Here is a 3177-nt window from a genome sequence, read left to right on the forward strand (position 1 = left end):
GGCTGAGATAATGGGCGCCTTCTGATCTGTTGCCGATTCCCATGCCTTCCGCTGCGCCCCTGCCATCGCGTATCAGCCCCCTCTTCGCGCTCATGCCCTTCCTGCGCCCGTATGCGCGGCGCTGGGCGATTGCGTTCCTGGCACTGGTGACAGCGGCCGTTGCAACGCTGGCACTGCCGGTGGCGTTCAAGTTTCTGATTGACCGCGGATTTGCCAGTGGCGAGCGATCGCACATTGACCGCTATTTCATCGCCCTGTTCGCCCTCTCTCTGGTGCTTGCCGGCGCCACAGCGCTGCGTTTCTATTGCGTCTCGTGGCTGGGGGAGCGGGTGACAGCAGACCTGCGGCGGGCTGTCTACCGGCACATCGTCAGCTTGAGCCCGGAGTTTTTCGAGACGACACAAACAGGCGAGGTGCTGTCGCGGCTCACAACCGACACGACGTTGATCCAGACCGTGGTGGGGACCAGCCTGTCACTCGGGTTGCGCAACACACTGCTGACGGTCGGCGGGGTGGTGATGCTGGTCGTGACGAGCCCAGTGCTCTCCGGCTACATCATCGCCACGCTGATCGTAGTGGTCGCGCCCATCGTCATCTTTGGGCGTCGCGTGCGGCGGCTCTCGCGTGACAGCCAGGACAAGGTGGCAAGCGCGAGCGCGCTGGCCGGCGAAGTGCTCAATGCCATGCCGACCGTGCAGTCATACACGCAGGAAGCGCAAGAGGCGAGGCGTTTCGGTACGGCCGTGGAAACGGCGTTTGACACCGCGCTCACACGTATTCGTGCCCGCGCGCAATTGACCGCCGTGGTCATCATCTTTGTGTTTGCCGCGATCGTGTTTGTGCTCTGGCTTGGTGCCAAGGCCGTGCTGGCCGGAGAGATGACGGCGGGCCAACTGTCCCAGTTCATCCTCTACGCGGTGTTCACAGCGGGCGCCGTCGGCGCAATTGCAGAAGTGTGGGGAGACCTGCAGAGAGCCGCTGGCGCCACAGAGCGTCTTCTGCAACTGCTGGCAACCCGCTCCCCCATTGCGGAGCCAGATACGCCCGTGGCGCTGCCCGCGCATGCCGAGGGCATCCGCTTCGACAATGTCACCTTCTCCTATCCGTCACGTCCGGGTACTGCTGTACTCTCCCACTTCACGCTCGATGTTGCCCCCGGGGAGCACGTTGCACTGGTAGGGCCTTCCGGTGCGGGCAAGACAACGCTGTTTCAGCTTCTGCTGCGCTTCTACGAGCCGCAGTCCGGAAGCATCCTGATCAGCGGCGTCCCAACACGGCAAGTCTCACTCGCGGCGCTGCGGCAGGCCATTGGTGTCGTGCTGCAAGAATCGGTGATCTTCTCAGGGAGTGTGCTCGACAACATCCGCTATGGCACGCCCGAAGCAACGCTCGCGCAAGTACAACGTGCGGCCGAAATGGCCGCCGCTGCAGGCTTCATCAACGAGCTGCCACAAGGCTACGACACGTTGCTGGGCGAGCGTGGCGTCAGGCTGTCGGGAGGGCAGCGCCAGCGAATCGCCATTGCAAGGGCCATTCTCAAAGACCCGCCCATCCTGCTCCTGGATGAGGCCACCAGCGCGCTCGATGCCGCAAGCGAGCGGCTGGTGCAGACCGCCCTGAACAATGCCGCGCGAAACCGCACCACGCTGGTGATCGCGCACCGCCTTGCCACCGTGCAGCAAGCTGACCGGATCGTTGTGCTTGAGCAAGGCCGCATCGTTGCGCAAGGCCGCCATGCTGAGCTTTTGCAGAGTTCTCCGCTTTATGCACGTCTTGCGGCGCTGCAGTTTGGTGGGCCGTCAATGGACACCGAAGAGACCGAAGGGCTCGGCGCGCCATCCGAGTTGACAACAGGCAGTACCGACAGGTCACATTGAGTCCGACGCCCGCCACGGTTCGGGTTGATGCTGCATAATTTCGAACGTTTTTTGAACAGGTGTTGAACACCTCGCTTTGCTATGCCGTACGTCGTCACCGAATCCTGCATCCAGTGCAAATACACGGACTGTGTTGCCGTCTGCCCGATGGACTGCTTCCACGCCGGCCCGAACTTTCTGGTAATTGATCCGGATGAATGCATCGACTGCTCGATCTGCGTACCGGAGTGCCCGGTGGGGGCGATCTACCCCGCCGCCGAGGTGCCGGCCGATCAGCAGGACTTCATTGCACTGAATGCGCAGCTCTCGCGCCGCGCAGATTGGCCGCGTCTGACCGCGGTCGAGCCGCCACTGCCCGACCATGCGCGCTGGGCGCAGGTTAAGGACAAGCGCGACGCATTGATCATCGACTCCGAATAATTTCAACGCTTATCTCGCACACGAAAGCGCCACATGACAGAACGCATCCTGCTCAGCATCGAGGCCGGCGTGGCCGAAGTCCGGCTCAACCGGCCCGAGAAGATGAACGCCATCGACCCGGCCATGTTTGAGGCCCTGGTCGCAACCGGTGAACGCCTGATGAATGAACCAGACTTGCGCGCCGTGGTGCTGTCTGGTGAAGGTCGCGCGTTCTGCGCCGGGCTGGACATGGGCAGCATGGCAAGCCTCGGCAAGGGCGAAAGCAGCTCAGACATCAGCGCCGGCCGGTTAGCCCGACGCACGCATGGATCGGCCAACCTGCCGCAGTACGCCTGCACGGTCTGGCGCGATCTGCCGGTACCGGTGCTGGCGGCAGTGCATGGCGTCGCTTACGGCGGTGGGCTGCAGATTGCACTGGGCGCAGACGTTCGCTACGTGCGCGCCGACACACGCATGTCCGTCATGGAGATCAAATGGGGGTTGGTGCCCGACATGGGCGGCATGGCCCTCACGCGTGGCCTCGTGCGGCCCGACCGGCTGCGTGAGCTGATCTATAGCGGGCGTGTCGTCAACGGTGAGGAAGCCTGCGCCCTGGGTCTGGCAACCCAGGTGGCTGACGACCCGCGCGCGGCTGCACTGGCGGCAGCACGAGAAATTGCGCAGAAGAGCCCGGACGCGATCCGGGCAGCCAAGCGCCTGATGCGCGTTGTGGAGGACGGCGATACCGCTGCCATCCTGCTGGCCGAATCGATCGAGCAGGACCGCCTGATCGGCGCAGCCAACCAGCGTGAGGCGGTGCTTGCCGGCATGGAGAATCGCTCCCCGGCGTTTCAGCCGGCCGCGAAGCACTCAAGCAATTAAGCCGGAGCGGCGTGCTCAG

3 protein-coding genes are annotated in these 3177 nt (G+C 63.7%); all 3 read left to right on the forward strand.

The window, feature by feature from the left end; genetic code table 11:
- The first annotated feature begins 41 nt into the window (after window positions 1-41).
- The 3 genes from JHD73_RS27275 to JHD73_RS27285 all read left to right on the forward strand — a co-directional run bounded on the left by JHD73_RS27275 (window position 42) and on the right by JHD73_RS27285 (window position 3158).
- Window positions 42-1877, forward strand: a complete 1836-nt coding sequence (locus tag JHD73_RS27275) for an ABC transporter transmembrane domain-containing protein (protein ID WP_199033259.1) — start codon at window positions 42-44, stop codon at window positions 1875-1877.
- Window positions 1878-1958: 81 nt separating this feature from the next.
- Window positions 1959-2297, forward strand: a complete 339-nt coding sequence (gene fdxA, locus JHD73_RS27280) for a ferredoxin FdxA (RefSeq protein WP_199033260.1) — start codon at window positions 1959-1961, stop codon at window positions 2295-2297.
- Between the two features lie 33 nt (window positions 2298-2330).
- Window positions 2331-3158, forward strand: a complete 828-nt coding sequence (locus tag JHD73_RS27285) for a crotonase/enoyl-CoA hydratase family protein (RefSeq protein WP_199033261.1) — start codon at window positions 2331-2333, stop codon at window positions 3156-3158.
- The last annotated feature ends 19 nt before the right edge of the window (window positions 3159-3177 follow it).

This window comes from Ralstonia sp. ASV6 (assembly GCF_016429285.1).
GTDB classification, from domain to species: domain Bacteria; phylum Pseudomonadota; class Gammaproteobacteria; order Burkholderiales; family Burkholderiaceae; genus Ralstonia; species Ralstonia flaminis.

Excerpts from the sequence above, each read along its gene's own strand:
- JHD73_RS27275 (WP_199033259.1), top strand. The coding sequence starts at position 42 with ATGCCTTCCGCTGCGCCCCTGCCATCGCGTATCAGCCCCCTCTTCGCG.
- fdxA (WP_199033260.1), top strand. The coding sequence starts at position 1,959 with ATGCCGTACGTCGTCACCGAATCCTGCATCCAGTGCAAATACACGGAC.
- JHD73_RS27285 (WP_199033261.1), top strand. The coding sequence starts at position 2,331 with ATGACAGAACGCATCCTGCTCAGCATCGAGGCCGGCGTGGCCGAAGTC.